Origin of the sequence: Ignavibacterium sp. (assembly GCA_032027145.1) — a bacterium.
Classification (GTDB): Bacteria; Bacteroidota; Ignavibacteria; order Ignavibacteriales; family Ignavibacteriaceae; genus IGN3.
On record JAVSMP010000001.1, the window covers coordinates 2,751,180 to 2,776,997 of the forward strand.

Genomic DNA, 25,818 nt, shown 5'->3' on the forward strand with positions numbered 1-25,818 from the left:
TAAATTTTCTGTTATATAATTTAATAATAATATCAAATCTGATTTGACAGGAAAGTTTTTTGATTAATAAGGATAATTTCAATAAAGCGGTTTTTCTGATTAGTTTTCTCTTTGTGTAACAAAGTCAACTAAATTTATCAGAGATGATTTCATCTCAGATTCGGGGAAGATATTAAGAGCATCTTTGGCTTGAACAGAATAATCTTGTGAAATCTTCAAAGCATAATCGATTCCGTTATTAGCTTTTACAAAACCAATAATTTCCTTTACTTTAGTCTTGTCATTACCATTCTTAAGGATATTCCTTATTCTTGCTGCTTCACTTTTAGATACTTTGTTAAGAGCATAAATTAAAGGAAGAGTTATTTTCTTTTCTTTAATATCACCGCCTACAGGTTTGCCAATTAAATTAGTTGTTCCTTCATAATCGAGAATGTCATCTCTGATCTGAAATGCCATTCCTATTGAGTGACCAAACTTTTTCATAGCTTCAATAAATTCTGAATTACTGGTTGTACTCATAGAGCCAATCAGGCAGCAAGTCTCCAACAAAGAAGCAGTTTTATCTGAAATAACTTTAAAATAAGTTTCTTCATCAATATCAAGCTTTCTTGTTTTCTGGATTTGCAGCAGCTCTCCCTCAGACATTCTTTTTACTGCTTCTGTAATAACTTTTAGAAAATCATAATCCTTACCTTCAACAGAAATCATCAGACCGCGTGAGAGTAAATAATCACCCATTAGTACCGCAACTTTATTTTTAAAGATTGCGTTGATAGACCATATTCCCCTTCTCTTATCAGCATTATCTACAACATCATCATGAATAAGTGTAGCTGTATGAAGTAATTCTACAAGGTTGGCACCGCGAAAAGTTCTTTCAGTTATTCCGCCGGATATTTTAGCAGAAAGAAGAACAAGTATTGGGCGAATCTTCTTTCCTTTCTGTCTGATAATGTATCTTGCAACCAGATCAACAATTCCAACATTAGAACGCATAGCAGTTTTGAATATTTCTTCAAATTGAGCTAATTCATTTTTAATTGGTCGGCTTATTTTAGTAAGAGAAGACATTATCAAGACTTTTTTTGTGAAAATTTGGATATCAAAATACTTATTTCATATAACAGCACTAATGGAACTGCTAAAACTATTTGTGATACGGGATCGGTTCCGGGAGTCAAAAAAGCAGCAGCAACCAAAATAAAAACGAATGCATGTCTTCTGTATTTTCTCATAAAACTCGGTTTAAGGATTCCAAGTTTAGATAAAAAAAATGAAATCATAGGCAACTCAAATACTAATCCAGCTGCAAGCATAACACTTATAATAATTGACATATACTCATCTACTGCAAACTCATTCTTAATTGACTCAGATCCAAATTGTGCTGCAAACTTAAGAGATAAAGGAAGCATTACAAAATACGCAAATGCTATACCGGCTAAGAAACAAAGTGAAGAAAAGATAACAATCCAAAGTATATATCTTCGTTCTTGTTTTCTTAATGCTGGTGCAATAAACTGCCATAGTTGATAAAACAGATTTGGAATACTAAGAATTATCCCGACCATTATCGCAATTTGCACATATAAAAATAACTGACCGAATGGTTTTAAATTCTGTAGTGAAGCATTTGAATCTTTAGCAGGTTTTAGTAAAACTACATCAACAAGAAAATCAATAAATATCCAGGCAACAATTGTCCCGACAACAACACCAATAAGCGAATAAATTATTCTCCACCTGAGTTCCTCAAGATGTTCAAGAAACGTCATTTCTCTTTCAGAAGCTGCATCCTCCTGTTTTATATCTTCTTTTGCTAATTCTTCAGTCACGATAATAGAATATTACTTCATTTCTGCAAATAATGGGAATGGTGCAGTTAATTTCTTTACTTCTTGCTGTAAATCGCTAAGTATTTTTTTGTTCTCGAAACCATTGATTGCTTTATTAATTATATCTGCAATTATTTCCATTTCCTTTTCTTTCATTCCACGGGAAGTTAGAGCAGAAGAACCAATCCTAATTCCGCTTGTAACAAACGGACTTCTCTTATCAAAAGGCACCATATTTTTGTTGACTGTAATTCCGGCATCTTCAAGAGCTATTTCAGCTTGTTTGCCGGTAATATTTTTATTTGATAAATCAATCAGCATAAGATGATTATCTGTTCCACCGGAAACAATATCAAAATTATATTCAATCAATTTTGCTGCTAATGTCTGAGCATTTTTTCTTACCTGTAAAACATAATCTTTGAATGAATCAGAAAGTGCTTCTCCAAATGAAACTCCTTTTGCCATAATGATGTGCATCAATGGTCCTCCCTGAATTCCCGGCATAACCATACTGTCAATTAATTCAGACATCATTTTTACTCTATCACCTTTTGGTGTAGTCAATCCCCATGGATTCTCTTTATCTTTTCCAATGAGAATTATACCGCCTCTTGGTCCTCTTAAAGTTTTATGTGTAGTTGAAGTAACCGCATCACAATATTTTAACGGATTATTAAGCAATCCTTTAGCAATTAAACCTGCAGGATGAGCCATATCGCACATCAATAAAGCACCAACAGAATCTGCTATTTCTCTGAACTTTTTATAATCCCAATCTCTTGAATATGCACTTGCACCTGTAATGATCAGTTTTGGTTTTTCTTTATTAGCCATATCAGAGATTTTATCATAATCAAGTAAACCGGTCTGTTCATTTAATTCATACCCTACTGCTTCATAAAGCTTACCTGAAAAGTTAACAGGTGAGCCATGTGTTAAGTGCCCACCATGGGCTAAACTTAACCCGAGAAATTTATCTCCTGGTTTTAGAAAAGTCATTAGAACAGCCATATTTGCCTGAGAGCCGCTATGAGGCTGTACATTAACATACTCAGCATTAAAAAGTTTCTTTAATCTTTCTCTGGCAATATCTTCTGCCTGATCAACAAACTCACAACCACCATAATACCTTTTACCCGGATAACCTTCAGCATATTTATTCATAAGTACTGTACCAGAGGCTTCCAGGACTGCTGGGCTTACATAATTTTCCGAAGCAATCAATTCAAGTTTATTCTTTTGTCTATCAATTTCTAATTGCAGGACATTAAATAATTCTGAGTCTTTTTTTAGATGTGATTCCATTTTAACCGCTTAATTTGATGAATGAATGAAGTAAAATTAGAAAAGGTTTCCTGAAATCTCAAGAAACCTTTTTAACGAAAATTAACAAAAGTGAGCTATTGTACAGTAACACTTCTACCGATCCAACCAACACAAGTTATTGGTATGGAAGTGCCTGATTTAATATTTCTAAAGAATAAATCTTCTTTAGTTGGAACAACACCAGATAAAGCATTTATTCTATCTTTAGCTTCATTAAGATTGGGATCCATATTTAATGCTTTTCTGTATGTTTGTTGAGCTAACAAATAAACAAGTTTTCTATCAAAATCCGAACAACTATTTGCAGATTGTTCATATAAAAATCCTTCATAAAAAATAGGTAAAGCCCAGTTATTCCCTAGTTCACTTGCTTTTAAAAATTGAGTTCTTGCCTGAGAATATTTTCCGGCATCCATTAAAGCTTTACCATAATAGAAGTAATGATCCTTATTTTCTGGTTCGAGTTTAATTAGCTTGGAGAAAACTTCTTCAGATTTTTTAGTATTATCTAACTTTGTATATGCATTACCAAGTTGAGTTAAGAATCCCACATTATCTGGTTCTTTACTTATTAAAAACTCCAAAGGTGCAATTGCTTCATTCCACTCGCTTGCCTGAATTGCAGTAGCAGCTAATGCTTTAGCCTTCTTTATATTTTCAGGATCTTTTTGCCAGGCTTCCTTCTGAAAAGCTAATATTTCATCAATACTTCCAAACAATTCGGTAACAATACTTCCCCAAACCGGATTATCAGGTTCTCTTTCAGAAAGCAATGTATAGATATCAATTGCTTTTTGCTTAAAATCGTTCGTACCATCATCATTATTTATATAAAGCTGACCTAATCTGTTATAATAGAATGAAGATAAATCAGGCTGCCATTGAATTGCCTGTTCGTAATCCGGAATTGTAATTGAAGCTGGCAAATGCAGCCATATTTCCGAAACATAAGCTTTGCGAGCTTGAAAATATCCTCTATCCTCTGGTCTGTATTTAATTGCAAGATCATAAAAATATAAAATTGTATCCTGCACTTCTTTAACCATTTCTTGAGAAGTAGTAGAAGAATCGTGTATTGCCCATAGTGATTCTTCCATTTTATAATATATCCATTTACTGAATTTTACCGGATTTGCTTCAACAACTGACCAGAAATAAGGCATTGCGCTTTCAAAGTCCTTATTCTTATGATACTCAGTACCTAAGCTATAATCAGTAATTATTTTCATTGAATCAGCAGTTTGTCCAAATGTAACAACAGTACTTATAATCAATGTTAATGTTATAGTTTGTATTAGTGTTTTCACTTTATGCACCTTTGTGATTATTAGTGAACTATTTATCATATCTCAAAAACCAGAGTTCGCCAAGACTTAAGCCAAGGTAAACTCTTATTGAATTTTCATTTAATAAGCTGTTTTCTGTAGTCCCGCGTTTCGAATATTGCAGCGCAACATCAATTGAATTTTCTGCACCTAATGGATAAGAAAAGCCAACAAAAGCTCCTAGCTGATCTATTCCTGTACCATTAAAAATATATTGTGTTTGTTCTAAACTTAAACCCAAACGCCAGATAATTTGTTCCCATTCACTCATTCCCATACCTTTCTTAGGTTTATATTCAAAACCTACACTGAATTTATTTATATCTCGCAGATTAATTTCTGTTTTTTCATTAAAAGTATATTCACTCATTGGCTGATACATATAATCAAAATTAAAAGAAAACAATTCATTAAAAACAAAACTTATGCCGCCGTTAAATCTTTGTGGAATCTTCATTTTTGTCTGCCCTGAAGAAATAGTGTCCACCAAATAGAGCGATGTAGAGGTAAAAAGAGTATCAGTATCCAGATTTCCCAATACATTATATGAAAAACCAAGTCTTAAATCATCTAAAAATGAAATTGAAAGCTCATTTGCCAGATTTGGAGAAATGATTCCAAATGAACCTCCAAATCCTGTTGATCTTCGCAGACTTTCGTACTTTGTATTAATAAGAGTTTCACTTTGATTAAAATTAATATTAGAGATATAGTCAATATTACCAAAGTAATAATCCAGTGATGCACCAGCAGAAAAACCTAAAGGTAAATAAACAGACGATCCGACAAATAATTTAGAAATACCGCCTTTGCCTTCATACTCAACAGAGTATTCCGGAATTTCACTTTGTGCTGAAAAATTCTCTTTAGCTTTATAACTAACCCGTGAAAATGGAACAAGACCAGTCACAACTCCAATACCAAGATCCCGACTAATAGGAAAACCGAAAGTAAATCCTTTAAAATCTGTTTCACTATTATATACTGAGCGATTTGCATCAGAGATTAAAACACCTTTGTAACCAAAACCAAATTCAATTCTTGTTTTGGACATTACAGTCCACCCGGCAGGATTTGCAACCAATAAATGATCCTGATCCAGAAGTGCAGCACCAATATCTCCAATAGAAATAAGCTTAGATGAGTAACTATATTCAAAATCACCAATTCCATATCTGGAATAAACAGAAGAGTTCTGGGCAAAAAGAATTTCAGAAAGAATAATTAAAAAAATGGAGGTTGATAACAGAGTTTTCATTATCGTTTACCTCCTTTGGAATAAATTATTTCCAGCCTTGGACGATCAGAAATATTAGAAGCATTGCTTCCTTTAATTGCAAAAATCTCTAATCCCCAAAACTCCTGTGTTGATTTTATCAAAATTCCCTGATTATCCACATTATTGTTAAATGCACGGATAATATAAGTTATATCACCTGAAAAAGTGTTACCATTTCTACTTAATTTATAAGAATAATTTTTATTCAAGCTATCTTTAGTTGAATCAGCAATAAGGAAAACACTCAACGAATTTTCAAAATCACTGCCAAATTTTGATTGGAGTGTGTCAATAGTCAAAGTCAGTTTTGCTGAATTAATAGCAATATCTTTAGGTAAAACAGAAAAATCAAAGTTAAGCTGCATTTCAGATGTAAGACTTGATTGTATAGCAAGATTTTCAGTTCCAACATCTGCCACTGAACCAATTATTGCACTAACATCTAAAGTAATATACCCTATCAAAGTGTCTATATAAGCTCCGGGTTTCTGAACCACAACTCTCAGGATAGGAACATTAACATCACTTACATTATATGCCGTAAAACCCAGTACTTTCTGTGTATTATCCTCAGGTGAAAGTAAGATACCATAATTGTTACCTAATGAAGTATCAGCATAATTCTTCAGCCAGGATGTTGCTAGTTCGTTGCTAAGATGAAATGTATAGGTTGTATCGTTTAATGATGTTCTGTTAGAACTTAAATCAACATTATCAACAGACAGAGAGGCAAAATCATCTGAGGTAAAATCAGAAGAACTCCAAAACTCATTAATCTTAAATACTTTATAATCAAAACTGCCATTTGAATTTCCAAAGGAATAATCTTTAGTTAATGTAACGTATGAATCAATAACATTTATAGTCTGAGATTTAATTTCACTAACTATTGAGTCAGGTAAAAGAAAGGCAAACTTTAATAAAATATGCGAAGTTACATTTTCAGTTTTACCTAATAAAACATGCGATGCATTGCCAAGAATATAAACTTTTTTGAAGTCAAATGAGTTTTGTGATATAGAATCAACCATTGAGTCAAATTTCTTTACTTCAACACCATCCTGATTAAGAAAATTACTTCCTAAATCAGTTGGAGAATCATTACAATGGGATAATAAAATACCTGTTATAATTAAGGCTAGAAATGAAAATATTTTTTTAAATATCAATTAAACTCCGGTGGAATCGTTAATTATATGTTTAGATGCTTCAGTAAAATTTTCGGCTACAAAACTTGGAAAATTATTGTCATTTTGCAAGATAGAAAAACTTAGATCACCTTTTCCTGTTCTAACAAGAATTGATTTCAAGCCTGCATTTTTAGCAGCTAAAATATCAACTTCTGAATCACCTACAAAATATGATTTTGATAAATCAACATTAAATTTATTTACGGCTTCGATGATCATTCCGATTTCTGGCTTTCTGCATTTACATAGTTCTATATCATTAAAATCGGGATGATAAGGACAATAAAAAAAGGCATCAATTTGTACATTAAATTCTTTTAGCTTGGTATTGATGGCTTCATTTATTTTTTCGACCTGTTCTTTGGTAATCAAACCTCTGGCAATTCCGGATTGATTTGATATTACAATCAATTTGAAATGATAGATATTCTTAAGCTCTGCCAAACATTTGCCAACATCTGGAAACAATTCAACTTTTTCAGCATCACCGATATAACCAGTATCAAAGTTAAGCGTACCATCACGATCCAAAAAAACAGCTTTATTCAGCATTAAATTATTCGGTATTAATCATTGACTTGTAAAGTTCAATATATTGTTTTGCAGAAACATCCCAGCTAAAATCCATCTTCATTCCGTTACGCATTATCCTCTGCCAAACTTTTTTATTTGCAAATACTTTTACTGCTCTTTTAATTTCCTTTAACATTTCGATAGAATCATACTTCTTAAAAACGAAACCAGTACCTTCTTCCGTTTTTTCGTTATACTTTATCACTGTATCGGCTAATCCGCCTGTTTCACGAACAATAGGCACAGTACCATAGGCAAGGCTGTACATCTGATTTAATCCGCAAGGTTCATATTTAGACGGCATTAAAAATATGTCTGCTCCTGCTTCAATTAAATGCGCAAGCTCATCATTAAATCCAAGATAAACTGCAAATTTTTCGGAATGTTTCATTGCCATTTTTTCGAAGAAAGAATGATATTTAGAATCTCCTGTTCCAAGAACTATTAACTGAATATTTAATTTCATTAAATCCGGAAAAGCTTTTTGAAGAAGATCAATACCTTTTGAATTAAACAAACGCGAAATTAATCCAATTATCGGCACATCTTCTCTGAACTTTAATCCGAATCTATCAGCAAGCTCTTTTTTATTCTCAAGTTTTGCTTCAATATTCTTAACCGAGAACTTAGCAGGAATCAACTTATCTTTTTCAGGATTCCAAACATTTTTATCAATTCCATTTACAATACCAAATAATGAATCTTTTCTCTTGGACAGAACTTCCTTAAGTCCTTCGCCATATTCTTCTTTTGTCCTTATTTCATTGGCATAAGTTCGACTTACAGTATTAATTACATCCGCAAACATAAGTCCGCTTTTCATAAAGTTTATTTTTCCGTTATGCACAATACCTTTAGAAGCACTCTCTAATTCTTTCGGAAGACCGGTTTTATGAAAAGTTGCAATAGGAAATTCGCCCTGATAAGCCAGGTTATGAATTGTGAATAGTGTGTTAAACTTATCAAAACTTTCGTGGTCTTTGTAAATTGTTTTTAGATATGCAGGTATTAATCCGCACTGCCAGTCATTCAGATGAATTACATCAGGTATCCATCCAAGTTTAATAATTAATTCCATTACAGCGCGGCTTAATAGAATAAATCTTTCATCGTTATCCGGATAATCTTTTCCTGTTCTTGGATCTGTATAAAGACTATTCCGGCTGCCGAAATATTCTTGATTATCCAGAAAGTAAATCTGAACCCGTACTCTAGGTCCAGGCAAAAAACAAGACTTTAAAGAAAAAACAACATCTTTATCCCCTATCTTTACTTGCAGATCTTTTAATCTCACGATTTCATGAATCTTAAATTTTCTTTCGTCAACTGCACCATATTTGGGTACAACGATTCTTACTTCGTGTCCCAATTCAGAAAGCATTTGAGGCAATGCTGAGGATACATCAGCTAATCCACCTGTTTTTACAAATGGAACTACTTCTGATGTTACAAACAATATTTTAAGTTTTTTTGCAGCCATTTTTGTATTTCTTTAATTATTTGACTTACAAAAATACTAAAAAGCATATGTTTCTCAAAGATTTACAGCTTTCAATCATTAGTAATGATTGCTAATTTCATTGTTGATTAAACTATCAATAAGCAAAAATGGATTTATAGTTCAATTAAATTTTTAATAATTGACAGTTTTTTTTTGAAATCTAACTTCTCGGTTGAATGATTATTAAATCTAAAAGTTATATAATCATCTTAGAAACCTCAGTTTTTTATTGATTAATAATTAGAGTTAACATCACTTATTCCATTGTAGGATTTTAATCGCAGATCTGATTATCTGTTAAAGATTACTGAGTTTCAGATTTATTTGGAATTTAATTCTATGTATAAAAAGATTATATTTGATTAAAATTATTGAGAAATTTTAAATGCTAAAATCAAGAGTTTATTATTCTTTCGTTTTAGTCCTTTATTTTGTATTGGTATCCTGTTCAGCATCAACCGGAAGCCGGTATGAAAATGAAAACAATAGGGTTAATAATGACAAACATAAAAGTACTACTCAAAAAGATGAAGAAAAATTAAACGAAGATTTTGATATAACGCCTTATAAAACGAAAATCACAATCGCTGAGAAGAAAACTACTGAATCTGTTTCTGATGAAATTTGGTTTACATATAAGTCAAACTCTAACGAAGCAAAGAAAAAAACTATTGTTGGAAGCGCAGATGGTTTCAGAGTTTTGATTTTAATTACTGATGATATTGATGAAGCGAATCAAGTACGTTCAGAAATATATTTTAGTAATAAATCCGAAGAAGTTTATATTGATTTTGAACCGCCTTTTTATAAAGTAAAAATGGGCGATTTCGATTCTGAGCGAAACGCAAATGAACTTAGATTCAAGTTAAATCAGCAAGGTTATCTTGAAGCAAAAGTAATAAAAGATAAGATAAATAAGTTTGAATAATGAGGAAGCTGCTAACAGGTTTTGCACAAATAATTACCTGTAATACAAACGGCAATAATTGTAAACGGGGTAATTACCTTTCCGATATTACTGCTCTTGAAAATCACTCTATAATTATTGAAGATGAAATAATTAAAGACATCATACCGGATTCTTCAATAGGTAATATAAAAGCAGAACAAAACTTAAATTTCAAAGGCAGAACTATTCTGCCAGGTTTAATTGATTGTCATACACATACAGCATTTGCCGGTTCACGGGCAAAAGAATTTAAGGAAAAGATAGCGGGTGTACACTATGAGGAAATTGCAAAACGCGGCGGTGGAATTTTAACAACTGTAAATGCAGTTAGAAGTTCATCATTTAAGGATTTAATTGAACTGATTAAACCAAGAGTTCAGGAATTTATTGCACAAGGTGTTACTACACTTGAAATTAAGAGCGGTTATGGATTGGATTTTGAGAATGAAATTAAATTACTTCATGCTATTAATTTTCTTGATGAAATCTTTCCGATAGATATCGTACCTACTTTTTTAGGTGCTCATACTTTTCCATCTGATTTTAAAGATAATCATAAAGGATATGTTGATCTGATTATTGATAAGATGATTCCGCATATAGCAAAAAATAATCTTGCAGAATTTTGTGATGGATTTTGTGAAGCAACAGCATTTAATTCCGAAGAAATTGATCAGATATTTACTTCTGCTGAAAAATCGGGATTAAAACTTAAACTGCATACTGAGCAGTTTAATAATGTAGGTGGTTTAGATATAGCCATTAAACATAATGCTGTAAGCGTAGATCATCTTGAGGTAATTGCTGAAAAGGATTTAAGTAGATTTGCGGATTCTGAAACAGTTGCAGTTTTATTGCCGGGTGTTTCTTTGTTTCTTGATTATGATTTTGCACCTGCGAGAAAATTGATTGAAAACAATGCTATTGTTGCTTTGGCGACTGACTATAATCCCGGCTCATCTCATATTCTTAACCTGCATTTAATTATGAGTCTGGCTTCTATAAAAATGAAAATGAAAATGGAAGAAGTAATCAATGCTGTTACAATTAATGCGGCAAAGGCACTTAATAGGGAAAATGCAATCGGCAGTATTGAGCTGGATAAGAATGCTGATTTTGCAGTGTTTGATGTTGAAGATTATTCAGAAATTATATACAATGCCGGAAGAAATCTGGTTACTCATACAATTAAAAACGGCGAAATAATTTTTCAAAGATAATTAGCAGCTAAGACACTTTTACTAAAACTCAATGTTATAATCATTCACACTCCATCTTGGTCTAAGATTTAAAGTATCGGTAATAACTTTAAACTCTTCCGAAAACTCAAATGGCTCAGGGTAACCTTTAGAATAATTATTACTGCTGTCTTTATCAGAATACACCCATAAAGTATAGATACCGGGATTAATCCTTTCGAAAGAATAAACAGATGTATTGTCAGGGATTGCAGTAAAAATTATTTTCTCATCTTTTAAGTTTTGTAAAATTATTTTAACATTTTCTTTCTTAGTGTTTATTTTACCTGAAAGACCTGTAAACTCAATTCCTGTTATCGTTGAAAACTTCAATGTAAAAACCGAATCTTTTTTATTTCCAGCAGCATCATAAAATCCTGAAAGATTAAGCGTAACTAAGTAATCAGTGTCCGGTTTAAGATCTTTTTCCGGTTTGATTTTCAAAATAGCGTTATCAATAAAAGTGCAGTTAAATGAAAGATTGTTTTTTAGAGTATCAGAAAACTGTATAAGATTTTTAACATCTTTATTTGAAATAGCATCATCAAAGTGAATAAATATTTCAGGATTTTTAAAATCAGTTGTATTCCCCTTACCAGGCAAAGTATTGATAATTTGGGGTGAATTGGTATCCGGTCTTTCAGAAATAATCAACTCATTCATTTCATTCTCAAATCTATTACCTGATGCATCAGTTAAAAACCTTCCTCTAAGATAGTACAAGTTTTCTTTTATAAGCTGATGATTAAATACAAGAACAAGTTCGGTTTTCTTTGATTTGTTTAAATAAGAAAATTCTACTGAAATAATTTGATTTAAAGTCGAATCAATAATAGAATAATTCTCCGGTGTATATGTAACAGAATCACATTCTTCACTTAAAGTAATTAAAATATGATTTCTATCAGTCATAACAATATTGTGAATACGGGGTTTAACAGTATCAATTTTAGTAAGAAAAAAATCTAAGCCAGCAAATGATGAATCACTATTTAACAATGGGATATCAATAAACGGCATTCCTATCAAATCCTGATCAGCCTGATAAAGAAGATCACGAAACTGATCTTTTACTGCAAACACTCTATATTCAGCTTCTGCCAAGCCTTTAAGTTGATAATCACCTTTAGATCCAACCTGTGAAATATAATCAGGTTTTCGTGAAAGATATTTTGTAGTATCATCTTTAAATCTATAAGCATAAATCAAAGTGCCGCCGGCATCTTTACCATATACTTTTCCGCTAATTACTCTTTTATCAATCTTATTGCTTTTAGAAAATGTAATTGAAAAAGCATCAGCCATTCTGTTTTTATTATTTACATCAACTACATCGGTTCCGATTGTAACAACATAAGTTACACCGTCTTTTAGTCCTTCTGGAAAATAAACCTCAACTGATTTCCCGCTCCAGTTAATTTCTGGTTCCTTATCCAAAGCTGGTGAAATAAATAAAGCTTCTTTAAATGTCCTTTTATCAACATATTCAGAAAATTCAAATTCTATATAATCATCATCAAAGTTGATGGCTTCATTTTCAGGATACGTAAAAACTATTTCAGGTGGAATTAAATCAATCTCTCCTCCGCCTGGGGGAAGCTGATTAGCACAGCTAACTAAAAATAAAAACGATAAAGAAAATAATATTGTTCTCATTTGTTGTTTTTCTCTCTGACAATTTTCCGGTACTCAGCAACATATTTTAAATGTTCAGAATAAGTTTTTGCAAATTTATGTGCGCCATTTCCATCAGCTACAAAATACAAATAATTATTCTTTTCGGGATAAAGTGCAGCAAGAATTGCATCAGCGCCCGGGTTGTTAATCGGACCGGGAGGTAAACCTGAATATTTATAAGTGTTATAAGGCGATTCAATTTTCAAATCAGTATAAGTTAATCTTCTCCATCCACCGGTCAGCAAGTACTGGATAGTTGGATCTGCCTGAAGACGCATACCGATCCTAAGTCTGTTATGATAAACACCTGATATTATCGGCATCTCATCAGGCTGATTTGTTTCTCCTTTAATGATGGAAGCGAGTGTTAAAACCTCGTGAACTGTAAATCCGATTTGTGATGCTCTTTTTTGTAATGAGTCATTAAAAAAATCTGTAAATGCTTTGTAAAATATTTTTATCGCTTCTTCGGGTGAAGAGTTTTCGTAAATCTTATAAGTTTTAGAAAATAAATATCCTTCAAGCGTGTTAACATTTAGCCCAAGTGATTTTATGAACTCTTTATCATTTGCAAGATTTACAAATGCTGCCGAATCAATTTTAACATCTCTTTTCACTTTAGCACCAAGCCATTTAAGCGTTTGTCCATCATTTATACGGATAGATCGCAAATAATCTGCTGGACCATTAACAAACAAATCAAGCAGATCCAAGTAACTAAGATCATTTGGAATCTTAAATCTTGCAGCTTTTATTTTTGTTTCTGCGCCATAAATAAATGCAGCCAATTTAAAATTAAATTTACCCGGGATTATTCCTTCGTTATAAAGTCTATCTGTTACATTTGAAAAAGTTTCACCTTCTTTAATTTCAAAAGTAAAAGGTGCACTTTTATCAAAGTGATTTGGGGTAAAAAAAGTATAATAACCTGCACCAAGTATTGCTAAAAAAACAGAAATAATCATTACCCATTGAAACTTGTTGAATATGTCGGATAGTTTTACAGACAAATACTTTATTATTGATTTTTTAGAGTGAATAAATTATTAAGTGGTAATATAAAATAGTTAATTGAGAATAATAGCCCATAGTTCTGTATGTAATCATCTTTATTTAAACTTGAAACTTTAATCCAATACCTAAAATAAAACTTAGAACTTTTGCGATTACATTATTAAAAAATGATTTTCACTCAAAGCAGGAAATGTTTTACAAGAAAGCGTATCTCTAACTCCATTTTCAAAAAGTGATTTTCCTCTGAATGCTATCATTGCAGCATTATCACCACAAAATTGTAAATCGGGAACAACTAAAATCTTTTTGTACTTCTCGGCAATTTTTGTCATTTCGGATTTTAAATGAGAGTTTGCCGCAACTCCGCCTACAACTGAAATTGATTTAACTTCATATTGTTCAAGCGCACGCTTAACATTTCTGGTTAAAGCATTAACCGCAGCAGATTGAAAACAAGCAGCGATATCATTTTTATTCTGTTCACTCAATCTCTCAACACCGCCCTGCGATTGTATATAACGAAGCACTGCAGTTTTTAATCCGCTGAAAGAGAAGTTTAATTTTTGTTTAAGATCAGAAACCGGAAAGTTAATTTTGTCAGCATCACCAAACTTTGCAGCATTTTGTATCTTCGGTCCGCCGGGATAACCCAAACCGAGCAGCTTAGCTACTTTATCAAAAGCTTCGCCAACTGCATCATCAACGGTATTGCCAAGCTTATATATTTCAGTAAAACCTTTTACCAAAAGCAAAAGTGTATGCCCGCCTGAAACAACAAGACACAGAAATGGAAACTCAGGTTTTTGAGGCATTAAAAACCCTGAGAAAATATGTCCTTCAATATGATTAACACCTATGAATGGTTTATTCATTCCAAGTGCAAGACCTTTTGCATAAGTTAGTCCAACTAATAAAGCACCAATTAAACCGGGTCCTGCAGTTGCAGCAATTAAATCAACATCAATTAAATCTATTCCGGATTTTTTTAAAGCATCCTTAACTAGCGGATTAACAATTTGCAGATGTGCACGGCTGGATAGTTCAGGTACAACACCGCCATAATTTTTATGAAAATCCTGAGAAGAGATCAGGTTTGCAGAAAGTATATCATCTTTTATTACAGCTACTGAAGTTTCATCACAAGAACTTTCAATACCGAGAACAATCATCTTTTACCGAAAGTTAAAAAGCTCTTGGCTATATGACCAGCAACTGATGGATTTTCTTTTAAGCGTCTTACTGAGTATGCATACCAATCTTTACCAAATGGTACATAAATTCTAATTTTATAACCATCATTGTTTATCTTGTCGCGTAAATCTTCTCTTACACCAAGCAGCATTTGGAATTCAAACTTATCTTTAGAAATATTTTTTTCTTTGATTCGCTTATATGCTTCATCAATAAGGTATTTGTCGTGAGTAGCAATACCTACATAATTTCCATCCTTAAACATTGCATCAAGAAGCTTTAAATAATTATTTCTAACTTCTTGTTTATCCTTATAAGCAATTGAAGCCGACTCAACATAAATTCCTTTACAAAGTCTGTAATTAGTTCCAATTTTATTTAATGTAATAACATCATCATAAGACCGGCGCATATACGATTGAATAACAACACCAACATTTTTATAATCCTGATAAATACGCTTATAAACATTGATTGTCTTATCTGTATATGGAGAATCTTCCATATCAATACGCACAAAGTTCTTAATCTCAGCTGCTTTTTTAACAATTTCAAAGATCTGCTGGTAAGCAAATTCTTCATCGATTGCCAGACCCATTTGTGTTGGTTTGATTGACAGATTAGCTTTTAACTTATTTTGTTCGATAGCTTCTAAAACTTCAATAGCTTCATTTTTACAACGGATTGCTTCTTCTTTATTAGAGACTGATTCGCCAAGTACATCCATTGTTGCGTAAATACCTATTGAATTTAATTTTTTTACATAATCAACAGCAGCTTGAAGTGTAACACCAGCGATATATTTTTTAGAAAAGAATCCAACAACCGGTTTAGGCATCAGTTGTACAATTTTAACGATAAGATGATTGATAGCTTCCACAAAATACTCCTGAATTTTTGCTTTACAAATTTAGTGTATTTTACAGATGTAATAAAAATACAGTTTTGTGTTTTTTTGTTGTGTTTGTTTGTTTAGCAGAATATTAAAATTACCATAGGTTTAATAATATCTTTAATAAACTCAGGTTTGAATTGAATGAAAGAAGCTGTACTACAAAATACCTAACGATAGAAGCAGCAAGTTAAATTTGGAATGCAAATCATCAATACTCCCGTCATTGGCAAAGATAAAATCAGCACGTTTTCTTTTTTCATCTTCAGCAATTTGGCTGGATTCGCGTTTAACAAAATCTTCTTCTGTTATACCCGATTTAAGCTTTCTTTGTAAACGAATATTTCTGTCAGAAATTATCAACACTACATAATCAAACATTCTTTCCATATCGGCTTCGTATATCAAAGCAGATTCCACAAAAACTGTTTTATTATCTTTTTCCAGACTCTTAATTGTATCATTAATCGATTTGATAACTCTTGGATGAAGTATAGATTCAATCTTATTCAAACTAACAGGATCAGAAAAAACCTTTTGAGCTAGATATTTAATATCAGGTTTATTGTTTATAAATGATTGTTTTCCAAAAGCTTTAATTATTTCATTACGAACTTCAGAATCCTTACTTAGGATTTCTTTTGAAATATCATCGGCTTTTAAAACAATAAATCCCTTTTTCTCAGCAAAAGAAGAAAAGAGGCTTTTACCAGATCCGATATTTCCGGTGATAGCAATTTTCATTTTTTAAATTAAGCTCATAAACAATACCATATTAACTTACTTTGCAATTCCGATCTTTCTTACTTCACGTATAACTACCACTTTAATTTGTCCCGGATATTCCATCTCTTCCTCAATCTTCTGAGCGATTTCACGGGCTAATCTATCTGCAACGATATCATCAACTTTATCATTTTCGACCATAACTCTTATTTCTCTACCAGCTTGTATTGCATAAGTTTTAGCAACACCTTCAAATGATTTAGCCATTTGTTCCAGATTTTCCAATCGTTTAACATAGCTTTCCAATGGCTCTCTTCGTGCACCGGGTCTTGCACCGCTTATTGCGTCAGCAGCTTGAACCAATGCTGCAATCGGATGCTCCATTTCAATATCTTCATGATGTGATCCAACTGCATTTACAACAATAGGATGCTCTTTGTATTTCTTAGTAAGATCATAACCAAGTAAAGCATGCGGACCCTCAACATTCTTATCAACTGTTTTACCAACATCATGTAATAATCCGGCTCTTTTTGCAAGTATGGGATCAAGTCCCAGTTCAGCCGCCATAATTCCTGTAAGATATCCTACCTCAATACTGTGCTGTAACAGATTCTGTCCATAGCTGGATCTGTATTTCATTTTGCCAACAAACTTAATAAGATCAGAATGCATATTATGAAGTCCAAGCTGCAGAATAGTATTTTCACCTTCTCGTTGAATTTCTTCTTCGAGTTCCTGAGTAACTTTTTCAACAACTTCTTCAATTCTTGCAGGATGTATTCTGCCGTCAGCAATCAATCTTTCTAGTGATAATCTTGCAATCTCTCTTCTAAACTGATCAAAAGATGAAAGGATAACAGCTTCCGGAGTATCATCAACGATAACATCAACACCTGTGGCGGATTCAAAAGCACGTATATTTCTTCCCTCTTTACCGATTATTCTTCCCTTCATTTCATCGTTTTGAATTTGAACTACCGAAACAGTAGTTTCAATAGAATAATCGGCTGCAGTTCTTTGAATAGCCTGAACAATTATTTTCTGAGCTTCTTTTTTAGCATCAGTTTTTGCGCGGTCGTGTATTTCTTTAATGGTTTGTGAAGCATCAATCTTTGCCTGATTAATCATGTTTTCAACCAGCATTTTCTTTGCTTCTTCAGAGGTCAAACCTGAAATCTTCTCAAGTTTGTCATTCTGTTCAGCTTCAAGCTTTTTAATCTCAACATTTTTTTCATCAAGATTTATTTTAAAATCCTGAAGTTGTTTTTCAAGTTTTCTTAATTCTTTTTCTTTTTGAAGCACCAGATCAAATTTTTTCTCGCTGTTTTCTTCACGTTGTTGAACTTGTTTTTCAAGATTTTGTAATTTTTGTTTTTTCTGATTTACTTCATTGTCAAATTCAACTTTTTTCTTGTACCACTCGTCTTTAACTTCAAGAAGTTTTTCTCTTTTAAGATTCGCAGCTTCTTTTTTGGCATCCTGAATTACTTGTTCGGCTTTTTCTTCTGCTGCACTAATACTTTTTTTGCCAACTCTAGTGTTGAACATCCATCCTAAATAAAAGAACAGAACAATCAGCACTACTATCATTGGTATTATAATAATCAGATCCATATTAACATTCTCCGGCTGTATAGTTTATTAAATACCGACACTGCCGCCGCTAATAGGAAAAACCCTATAAGCACGGTGGGAAAGCGCTCGAAAGCTTTTTACTTCCACTGCTCTGAAACAAGTTCAGAATCTCCGACAAGTCGGGGTGAGGCCTGTAATACACTCCGAAGTTCACAATCCCTGTTTAATTTAACTGTTAGTTTTTCATTAAAAAAACGGCAGTGCGGTAAACTTAAGATGGGTCAGACATTTCAGGTTCTTTAAGAAGAAGCTTTATTCTTTTAATCTTATCTGTAGCTTGAATTAGAAATTCACGGTTTTTATTCTTCTCGATAAATAAATCATAAGCAATATTCAAACAGGCAATAATTGCAATAGTCTGTGCCGGCTGATCTGGCAATTCATCCTTAGTTTCTTCCATCACTTTATTAACATAAAGTGCCAGTTCTTTTGCAATTTCTTCATTCTCAACCAAAAGAGAATATTCTTTATCAAATATTTTAATTTTAAGCTTCTTTTTTTCTGTCATTGAACTATCTTCACCATCAAACAATCATTTAATTTATAAGAACTTAAACCTGCCTGGAACCAGACAGATGAAAATCAATTTTAGAAATAATATCCTGTAATTTTAGTTTTAAGTTTTCTTTCTCCTTGCTATTTAAAGAATTAAATATATTTCCTTCTTCGTCCTGTTTAACTAAAACAATTTCCTGCTCCATATCTATAATTTTTTTTTGCAGAAACGCGTTTTCCTGACGAAGTTTTGCAATTTGTATTTCAAGTTCGGTTTTGCGTATTTCAGTATCTTTTAATCTGCTGCCAATTGTGGCAATCTCTGCTTCGATTGCAGAAAGATCCTGAATTATGGTATCGTATTTAGCCAGATCTACCAACTATTTACCTCTTAATTGAGCATTAAATTCTTTTGTAACTAAAGTAATTAAGTTATTAAAATCTTTCTCAACTTCTTCTTCGGTCAATGTTCTGTTATTATCATAATATTCAAGCGTAAAAGCAATACTTTTCTTTCCTTGTCCTAACAATTCACTTTCAAACAAATCAAAAACTGAGACTTCTTTAAGAAGTTGAGAGCTTTTCTTTTTAATAAACTCTTTAATATCAAGATATTTTACCGATTCATCGAAGATAAATGCAAAATCACGAATAACTTTAGGATATTTTAGTGGTTCTGTAAATCTTCTTTTTTGAGTACTTACATTCTTAAGCTCGGTTAAATTGAACTCAAAACAGTAAACATCCTGATTAATATCAAATTGTTTAAGAACTTCCTTTTTTATTTTCCCACCCGAACCAATTTCCACATTATTATAGTTTTTCTTAAAATAATAAGCGAAAATTTCATTTGCAGTGGAATAATAGGAATCAATTAAAACATTGTCAAGTGATAACTTAAGTAAAAATGAATCAACAATACCTTTAAGATTAAAAATATCAGATTCTTTTTCTGATATATTCCAGCCTTTCAGCTGTTCTTTACCGCTTATTAAAAACAAAAGATTCTGATTTTCTGAAAAATCATCAAAAGATTTAATTCCGTTTTCAGTCTTTTTATTAAAAACATTTCCAATCTCAAAAAGATTTATTTCCTTAACACCTTGTCTCAGATTTCTTGATACTGTTAATAATGCACCAGAAATCAATGTAGTTCGTAAATACTCCATATCAACACTTAAGGGATTTGAAACTTTTACTGGATTCCCAAAAATTTTAACATCATTTTCAGACTGCAACGGATTATTGATCATTTCAAAAAGTCCTAATCCACAAGCTACTTGTCTTATCGTCTCATCAATTTCAGTTTCATCGTGCTTCTGCTCAAGTGTAATATTTATTTTAGGAACAGTAGGAATATTATCATAGCCATTAATTCTCGCTATTTCCTCAATAAGATCAATCTCCCGTTCAATATCAGGGCGATATGTTGGAACAGAAACAAGTAAGTTATCATCATCCAAAACTTTAATTACTAAACCAAGCCGAGATAAAATTGTTTTTATTTTATTATGCGAAACTTCATAACCTAGAATCTTAGCTGTTCTGGAGAATCTTAATTTAATTTCTTTGGGCAGGATTACTTTTGGATAAACATCAATTAAACCATCAACAATTTTACCGTCTGCTAACTGTTCTATTAAACTTGCACATCTTTCTGCAGCAAACTTTGTAATATTGGGATCAGTTCCTCTTTCAAAACGATAAGAGGCATCTGTGCTTAAAGCAAGAGCCTTTGAAGTTTTCCTTACACTTGATGGATTAAAGTAGGCACTCTCAATCAATATATTTTTTGTTGATTCGGTTATTTCAGAATTCTCCCCACCCATTACTCCGGCGATAGCTACTTCTCTTTTTCCATCACAAATCATTAAAGTATTAACAGGCAGTTTTCTTTCTTTTGAATCAAGCGTTGTAAAGTCTTTTTCTGTTTTTGTACTTTTAACAATTATTTTTTTATCAGCAAGCTTATCAAGATCAAAAGCATGTAATGGCTGCCCGCACTCGTATAAAACAAAATTAGTAATATCAACAATATTGTTCCTCGGTCTCAATCCGATCTTTTCTAATCTGTCTTTCAGCCACTCAGGTGATTCTTTAATCTGAACATTCCTAATAACCTTTGCAATATAACGCGGACAATTGATTGCATCTTCAATTATTACGGAAGCTTCTTTACCCGCATCTTCTCCTTTATCGGAATAAGTCACTTCAGGCATTCGCAAATCTCTATCGAATAAAGCCGCAAGGTCTCGTGCAACTCCTATGAATGAAAGCGCATCTGGACGATTTGGAGTAATTGCGATATCAAGTATTACATCATTAAGATTTAATGCTTCAGTTATCGGTGTCCCGGTTTCAAGATTTTCATCCAAAACCATAATACCAGAATGATCATCACTTAATAAAAGTTCATCTTCAGCACAGATCATTCCATTTGATTCAACTCCTCTGATCTTTGCTTTTTTAATTACAAAATTTCCGTTAGGAATTTCGGTGCCAATTGGTGCAAAAACAATTTTCTGACCAGCTTTTACATTTGAAGCACCACAGACAACTTGCAAGACTTCTTTACCGTCAAAAACTTTACATATAGTAAGTTTATCTGCATTGGGATGTTTTTCTGTTTCTTTTACAAATCCAACAACAAAACTTTTATAAAGGTTTGCCTGATTAATTACATCTTCAACTTCCAGCCCGGACATTGTTAGTTTGGAAACAATTTCATCTGTTGTAATGCCCTCCAGATTAACTAATTCTTTTATCCAGCTTAGTAAAATTTTCATTTCTTATTCCGAATTAAAACTGTTTTAAGAATCTGATATCGTTATCAAAAAAGATTCTGATATCGGTAATACCATATTTTAGCAATGCAATTCTTTCAATACCCATTCCGAAAGCATATCCGGAAAATTTTTCAGAATCATAATTAACAAATTTATACACATTTGGATCAACCATACCGCAGCCAAGAATTTCGAGCCAGCCGGAATCTTTACAAATCTTGCATCCTTTACCTTTACATAAATAACAGGTAATATCCATTTCGGCACTTGGCTCAGTAAATGGGAAGAAACTTGGACGGAATCTGTATTTTAGATCCGAGCCATAAAACTGTTTAGCAAAGGATACCAATGTTCCTTTAAGTTCTGCAAAGGTTACATCTGTATCAACATAAATTCCATCTACCTGATGGAACATACAATAACTTCTTGCACTAACTGCTTCATTGCGATAAACCCTGCCGGGCATAATAGCACGTACAGGCGGTGCTTGCTTTTCCATAATTCTTATTTGAACCGGAGTGGTATGTGTACGAAGTAAGAAATCTTTACTGACAAAAAAAGTATCCTGCATATCTCTTGCCGGATGGTCGGATGGAAAATTTAATGATTCAAAGTTATAATAGTCAGATTCAAGTTCTGGTCCTGTAACTACAGAAAACCCCAATCCCTTAAATATGGATTTAATTTCGTCAAGAGTTTGAGTTAAGATGTGTTTGCTTCCGATAATATATTGATTACCAGGTAAGGTTAAATCTATTTTTTTTTCTTTGTTATATTGAAGTGAAGCAATTCTTTCTTTCATTTCTTCAAAATGTGCAGATACTTCGTCTCTAAGCTGATTTAATTTTTTACCGAGTATTGGTTTTTCTTCTTTCGCAGTTTCTTTAAGCTGTTCAAAAAGTTGTGATACTAATCCGTTTCTGCTGAAATATTTAATCCTTATTTCTTCAATATCTTTTAACGAATTAACAGATTTAATATCTGCTAAAAAACTGTCTTTTATTTCAGTAATGTTTTTTTCGAGCATAAGATTTCTTTAAATAGAAAATACCCCCGACGGATAAAATAATTTTCAATAAATCCGAAGAGGGTATAAAATTAATTATTGGAAAACTTAACAACTTCAGCAAAAGCTGAAGGATTTTCAACTGCAAGACTTGCCAGAACTTTTCTGTTGATATCAACACCTTTTTTATTCAGTGCATCTATCAATCTTGAATAAGTTGTACCGTTAGATCTTGCTGCTGCATTAATTCTGGTTATCCATAAAGATCTAAAAACTCTCTTCTTCAATCTTCTATCTCTGTACGCATGGGTTAAACCTTTTTCGATTGCATTTTTTGCTGAGGTTAAAACATTACCTTGATTACCCCAATACCCTTTTGACAGTTTTAACAGTTTTCTTCTTCTTCTATGTGAAGCAACTTTATTTCTTGATCTTGGCATTTTATCATTACTCCTTTATTGAACCATTATCTTTACGCGTTTTTGTTCTGCATCGCTTACTAATGTTCCTTTTCTTAAACTTCTTTTTCTCTTTGTAGATTTAGAAGTTAGAATGTGGCTTTTATAAGCTTTTTTTCTTTTGAATTTTCCTGATGCAGTCTTTTTAAATGTTTTAGATGCACCACGATTGCTTTTCATTTTTGGCATATATAATTATTCCTGCTTATTAGTTTTCTTACCTTTTTTAGATTGAGGAACTAATATGGTAGCCATATTTCTTCCTTCAAGTTTTATGGGAGACTCAACTTTAGATATGTCTTCCAGTTTTTCAATAAATTTTTTCAATAATTCTTCCCCTTGTTCAGTATAAGCCATCTCCCGACCTTTAAACATCACACTTACTTTAACCTTGTTACCATCTTCCAGAAAATTTAGAGCGTGTTTTACTTTAAAATCAAAATCATGTACATCAGTATTAGGGTGTAATCTTATTTCTTTTAAAACCGAAACAATCTGATTTTTCTTTTGAATTTTTTCCCGTTTCTGCTGCTCATATTTATATTTACCAAAATCAATTATCTTACATACTGGCGGAACAGCCTGTGGTGCAATCTCGACCAGATCTTGTCCTCTTTCTTCTGCAAATCTTAAAGCATCTCTAACAGTATATACTCCCAATTGTGTTCCATCAATATCTATCACCCTTATTTTTGGTGCCTTTATTTCTTCGTTTACCCTGACTGATTGTTTCTGTGTGATATAAACCTCTTGCCTTGTTAAAGAATGTAATTACACTTTATTATTTATTTCGACTACAATTTTATCAATAAAATCTGATAAATTCAAAGAACCTTGATCTCCAATTTTATGCTTTCTTACTGAAACAGAACATGATTCCATTTCCTTTTCACCAACAATTAACATATAAGGAACCTTTTTCATTTCCCAATCACGGATCTTGTAACCAATCTTTTCATTCCTTTCATCTATCTCAAATCTAATTCCGGCTTTTCTAAAGCTCTCTGCAACTTTATTTCCATATTCAACAAAATTTTGAGATACAGGAATAATGGCAGCTTGTGTCGGTGCAAGCCACAATGGAAATTCTCCGGCTAAATGTTCGATAAGAACGCCGATAAATCTTTCAAGTGAACCAAATGGCGCACGATGTATCACAACCGGGCGGTGTTTCTGTCCATCACTTCCAACATATTCCAAATCGAATCTTTCAGGCATAACATAATCAATCTGAACAGTTCCCAACTGCCATTTTCTGCCTAAAGCATCTTTAACCATAAAATCTATTTTAGGACCATAAAAGGCAGCTTCACCCTCTTCAATTGTATAAACTAATTTCATCTCATCTGCAGCTTCTTTAATTTCTGCCTGAGCTTTTTCCCAAAGTAAAATATCTCCACCGTATTTTTCAGAATTCTCATCTCTAAAAGAAAGTTGTGTTGTAAAATCAGCAAAACCCATAACCTTAAAAACATATTGAATCAATTCTATTACACTAAATAATTCTTCTTTAAGTTGATCCTGTCTGACAAACATATGAGAATCATCAACTGAAAAACATCGTACCCTGGTTAATCCGTTAAGCTCACCAGATTGTTCATAACGATATACAGTTCCAAATTCTGAATATCGAATAGGCAAATCTCTGTAGCTTCTTGGTTTTGAAGCGTAAATTTGAAAGTGATGAGGACAGTTCATAGGTTTTAACAGATATTCTTCTTCCCTATCACCAAATTTCATTGGAGGAAACTGACTGTCACTATAATACGGATAATGTCCACTGGTTTTATAAAGATTTATATTTCCAATGTGAGGAGTAATAACAGGTAAATAGCCTCGTTTGGTTTGTTCTTCTCTTAAAAACCTTTCCAAAGTTTCTCTTAATATTGTTCCTTTGGGCAGCCAGATTGGTAAACCAGTGCCAACGTTAGGTGAAAAGAAAAACAACTCCAATGCTTTACCAAGTTTTCTGTGATCTCTCTTTTTTGCTTCTTCAAGCATGTAAAGATAATCATCAAGCATTTTCTTTTTAGGAAAAGTAATACCATATATCCTTTGCAATTGCTTATTCTTTTCATCACCTCGCCAATAAGAACCTGATATATTAAGCAGTTTAATATATTTTATCTTACCGGGATTAGGAAGATGAGGACCTCTGCATAAATCAGTAAATGAGCCTTCTTTGTAAATACTGATTGTTTCTTTGCTTTCATCCATTTCAGATAAAAGCTCCACTTTGTATTGATCGCCCTTCTTTTTAAAATAATCAATTGCTTCCTGCTTAGATAGTTCTTCCCTTTCAAATTTGGAATCAGCTTTTGAAAGTTCAATCATTCTATCTTCTATCAGCTTAAGATGATTTTCGGACAATTGAGTATTAATGTCTATATCATAGTAAAAACCTGCATCTATCGCTGGTCCAACACCAAACTTTGCTTCCGGAAAAATATCCTGAATTGCATGTGCCATAAGATGCGAAGATGAATGCCAGTAAATTTCTTTTCCTTCTTTATCTTCAAAAGTTAAAAACTTTACATTTCCATCTGAAGTGATTGCTCTGTTTAAGTCAATCACTATATCATTAAATTTTACGGCTAATATATCGTCAGCTAATCTTTGTGAAATTGATTGAGCAATCTGATATCCAGTTATTCCGCTGTCATATTCTTTAACAGCACCATCCGGAAATGTTATTTTAATTTTTTGCATATAT

Annotated in this window: 24 protein-coding genes; 2 read left to right on the top strand and 22 right to left on the bottom strand. The window is 32.5% G+C overall.

What is annotated here, in order from left to right:
* Positions 1-99: 99 nt before the first annotated feature.
* From ROY99_11585 to glgA, 8 genes are all read right to left on the bottom strand, one after another.
* A complete protein-coding gene (locus ROY99_11585; protein ID MDT3697018.1) occupies positions 100-1,074 on the bottom strand; it encodes a polyprenyl synthetase family protein in 975 nt (324 codons plus the stop codon).
* A 2-nt stretch (positions 1,075-1,076) separates the two neighbouring features.
* Positions 1,077-1,838, bottom strand: a complete 762-nt coding sequence (tatC, locus tag ROY99_11590) for a twin-arginine translocase subunit TatC (GenBank protein MDT3697019.1) — start codon at positions 1,836-1,838, stop codon at positions 1,077-1,079.
* Between the two features lie 12 nt (positions 1,839-1,850).
* Positions 1,851-3,146, bottom strand: a complete 1,296-nt coding sequence (glyA, locus tag ROY99_11595; GenBank protein ID MDT3697020.1) for a serine hydroxymethyltransferase — start codon at positions 3,144-3,146, stop codon at positions 1,851-1,853.
* 95 nt (positions 3,147-3,241) lie between these two features.
* Positions 3,242-4,474 (bottom strand): hypothetical protein, encoded by a 1,233-nt coding sequence (locus ROY99_11600; GenBank protein MDT3697021.1) that lies wholly within the window; start codon positions 4,472-4,474, stop codon positions 3,242-3,244.
* A gap of 28 nt (positions 4,475-4,502) precedes the next feature.
* Complete coding sequence (locus ROY99_11605; GenBank protein ID MDT3697022.1) at positions 4,503-5,750, bottom strand: hypothetical protein; 1,248 nt, start codon at positions 5,748-5,750, stop codon at positions 4,503-4,505.
* Complete coding sequence (locus ROY99_11610) at positions 5,750-6,940, bottom strand: hypothetical protein (GenBank protein MDT3697023.1); 1,191 nt, start codon at positions 6,938-6,940, stop codon at positions 5,750-5,752. The genes ROY99_11605 and ROY99_11610 overlap by 1 nt, the downstream gene beginning before the upstream one ends.
* Positions 6,941-7,513: an HAD family hydrolase gene (locus ROY99_11615; protein ID MDT3697024.1), complete on the bottom strand. Its 573-nt coding sequence runs from the start codon at positions 7,511-7,513 to the stop codon at positions 6,941-6,943. It abuts the gene before it with no gap.
* A 4-nt stretch (positions 7,514-7,517) separates the two neighbouring features.
* Positions 7,518-9,014, bottom strand: a complete 1,497-nt coding sequence (gene glgA / locus ROY99_11620) for a glycogen synthase GlgA (GenBank protein ID MDT3697025.1) — start codon at positions 9,012-9,014, stop codon at positions 7,518-7,520.
* A 406-nt stretch (positions 9,015-9,420) separates the two neighbouring features.
* Between glgA and ROY99_11625 the strand changes: the two genes are divergently transcribed.
* Together ROY99_11625 and hutI are read left to right on the top strand one after the other, a co-directional pair.
* Positions 9,421-9,963 (top strand): hypothetical protein, encoded by a 543-nt coding sequence (locus tag ROY99_11625; GenBank protein ID MDT3697026.1) that lies wholly within the window; start codon positions 9,421-9,423, stop codon positions 9,961-9,963.
* Positions 9,963-11,204, top strand: coding sequence for an imidazolonepropionase (hutI, locus tag ROY99_11630; GenBank protein MDT3697027.1), 1,242 nt, complete (start codon positions 9,963-9,965; stop codon positions 11,202-11,204). Before ROY99_11625 ends, hutI begins: the two co-directional genes overlap by 1 nt.
* Positions 11,205-11,225: 21 nt before the next feature.
* Here hutI and ROY99_11635 read toward each other — a convergent pair whose 3' ends face one another.
* From ROY99_11635 to thrS, 14 genes are all read right to left on the bottom strand, one after another.
* The gene (locus tag ROY99_11635) at positions 11,226-12,878 is read right to left on the bottom strand and encodes an Ig-like domain-containing protein (GenBank protein ID MDT3697028.1); all 1,653 of its coding nucleotides are present in this window, start codon (positions 12,876-12,878) and stop codon (positions 11,226-11,228) included.
* Positions 12,875-13,864 carry an endolytic transglycosylase MltG gene (mltG, locus tag ROY99_11640; GenBank protein ID MDT3697029.1) on the bottom strand — a complete coding sequence of 330 codons (990 nt, stop codon included), beginning with the start codon at positions 13,862-13,864 and terminating at the stop codon, positions 12,875-12,877. Before mltG ends, ROY99_11635 begins: the two co-directional genes overlap by 4 nt.
* 201 nt (positions 13,865-14,065) lie before the next feature.
* Positions 14,066-15,082 carry a tRNA (adenosine(37)-N6)-threonylcarbamoyltransferase complex transferase subunit TsaD gene (tsaD, locus tag ROY99_11645; GenBank protein ID MDT3697030.1) on the bottom strand — a complete coding sequence of 339 codons (1,017 nt, stop codon included), beginning with the start codon at positions 15,080-15,082 and terminating at the stop codon, positions 14,066-14,068.
* The gene (locus ROY99_11650; GenBank protein ID MDT3697031.1) at positions 15,079-15,984 is read right to left on the bottom strand and encodes a proline dehydrogenase family protein; all 906 of its coding nucleotides are present in this window, start codon (positions 15,982-15,984) and stop codon (positions 15,079-15,081) included. Before ROY99_11650 ends, tsaD begins: the two co-directional genes overlap by 4 nt.
* Positions 15,985-16,155: 171 nt before the next feature.
* Entirely contained in the window at positions 16,156-16,740 is a 585-nt protein-coding gene (gene coaE / locus ROY99_11655) for a dephospho-CoA kinase (GenBank protein MDT3697032.1), read from the bottom strand.
* Between the two features lie 36 nt (positions 16,741-16,776).
* Positions 16,777-18,339, bottom strand: a complete 1,563-nt coding sequence (rny, locus tag ROY99_11660; protein ID MDT3697033.1) for a ribonuclease Y — start codon at positions 18,337-18,339, stop codon at positions 16,777-16,779.
* Positions 18,340-18,571: 232 nt separating this feature from the next.
* Positions 18,572-18,868: a cell division protein ZapA gene (locus ROY99_11665; GenBank protein ID MDT3697034.1), complete on the bottom strand. Its 297-nt coding sequence runs from the start codon at positions 18,866-18,868 to the stop codon at positions 18,572-18,574.
* 43 nt (positions 18,869-18,911) lie between these two features.
* Positions 18,912-19,235 carry a hypothetical protein gene (locus ROY99_11670; GenBank protein ID MDT3697035.1) on the bottom strand — a complete coding sequence of 108 codons (324 nt, stop codon included), beginning with the start codon at positions 19,233-19,235 and terminating at the stop codon, positions 18,912-18,914.
* A complete protein-coding gene (gene pheT, locus ROY99_11675) occupies positions 19,236-21,641 on the bottom strand; it encodes a phenylalanine--tRNA ligase subunit beta (GenBank protein MDT3697036.1) in 2,406 nt (801 codons plus the stop codon).
* Between the two features lie 13 nt (positions 21,642-21,654).
* Positions 21,655-22,668 carry a phenylalanine--tRNA ligase subunit alpha gene (gene pheS / locus ROY99_11680; protein ID MDT3697037.1) on the bottom strand — a complete coding sequence of 338 codons (1,014 nt, stop codon included), beginning with the start codon at positions 22,666-22,668 and terminating at the stop codon, positions 21,655-21,657.
* Positions 22,669-22,739: 71 nt separating this feature from the next.
* Positions 22,740-23,087: a 50S ribosomal protein L20 gene (rplT, locus tag ROY99_11685; GenBank protein MDT3697038.1), complete on the bottom strand. Its 348-nt coding sequence runs from the start codon at positions 23,085-23,087 to the stop codon at positions 22,740-22,742.
* Between the two features lie 15 nt (positions 23,088-23,102).
* Positions 23,103-23,294 carry a 50S ribosomal protein L35 gene (gene rpmI / locus ROY99_11690; protein MDT3697039.1) on the bottom strand — a complete coding sequence of 64 codons (192 nt, stop codon included), beginning with the start codon at positions 23,292-23,294 and terminating at the stop codon, positions 23,103-23,105.
* Between the two features lie 6 nt (positions 23,295-23,300).
* On the bottom strand, positions 23,301-23,846 hold the full coding sequence (gene infC / locus ROY99_11695; protein ID MDT3697040.1) for a translation initiation factor IF-3: 546 nt from the start codon (positions 23,844-23,846) through the stop codon (positions 23,301-23,303).
* 30 nt (positions 23,847-23,876) lie between these two features.
* Positions 23,877-25,814 (bottom strand): threonine--tRNA ligase, encoded by a 1,938-nt coding sequence (gene thrS / locus ROY99_11700; protein MDT3697041.1) that lies wholly within the window; start codon positions 25,812-25,814, stop codon positions 23,877-23,879.
* Between the last annotated feature and the right edge of the window lie 4 nt (positions 25,815-25,818).